Origin of the sequence: Streptomyces recifensis, from assembly GCF_002154615.1 — a bacterium.
GTDB lineage: Bacteria > Actinomycetota > Actinomycetes > Streptomycetales > Streptomycetaceae > Streptomyces > Streptomyces griseoluteus.
Genome location: NZ_MUNH01000692.1, coordinates 1 through 582 on the forward strand (window position 1 = coordinate 1; position 582 = coordinate 582).

The window sequence follows — 582 nt, forward strand, 5'->3', positions numbered from 1 at the left end:
CCCGACGCCCTCGACTTCGGCCGCTCCGCCCGCCATCACGTCGCCTTCGGCTTCGGCATCCATCAGTGCCTCGGCCAGAACCTGGCGCGCGCGGAACTGGAGATCGCCCTCGGGAGCCTCTTCGCCCGGCTGCCCGGCCTGCGCCTCGCGGTCCCGGCGGAGGAGATCCCCTTCAAGCCCGGCGACACGATCCAGGGGATGCTGGAACTCCCCGTGACCTGGTAAGAGGCTTCTCCCATGCACACCGACATCGAGATCGACAAGGACCTCTGCATCGGCGCGGGCCAGTGCACACTGGCCGCCCCGAGCGTCTTCACCCAGGACGACGACGGATACAGCGCGCTGCTGCCCGGCGCCGACGACGGGGCGGGCAGCCCCATGCTCCGGGAGGCCGCCCGCGCCTGCCCGGTCGGGGCGATCACCGTGACCGAGAGCTGACCGCCACTCAGCCCGACTTATAGGGTTTCCCGGTGACCGAACTCGCCGGGAAACCCTTTCTCTACGTCGTCGTCTGCGCGGCCGGGGTCGCCTCCGGCGTCGGCACGCTGATCGCCGAGGCCCAGGAGCGGGGCTGGGAGGTGG

General features: G+C 71.1%; 2 protein-coding genes and 1 pseudogene. All 3 read left to right on the forward strand.

Annotated features, from left to right (window positions below):
- A partial coding sequence (locus CCN33_RS28450) for a cytochrome P450 (protein WP_140394716.1) occupies positions 1-225 on the forward strand: 225 nt, incomplete at its 5' end.
- A 12-nt stretch (positions 226-237) separates the two neighbouring features.
- A complete protein-coding gene (locus tag CCN33_RS28455; RefSeq protein WP_086696284.1) occupies positions 238-438 on the forward strand; it encodes a ferredoxin in 201 nt (66 codons plus the stop codon).
- Between the two features lie 32 nt (positions 439-470).
- Positions 471-582 (forward strand): annotated as a pseudogene (locus tag CCN33_RS33330) (flavoprotein); the annotation flags it as partial.

Coding starts and splice junctions, on each gene's coding strand:
- CCN33_RS28455 (WP_086696284.1), top strand. CDS start 238: ATGCACACCGACATCGAGATCGACAAGGACCTCTGCATCGGCGCGGGC.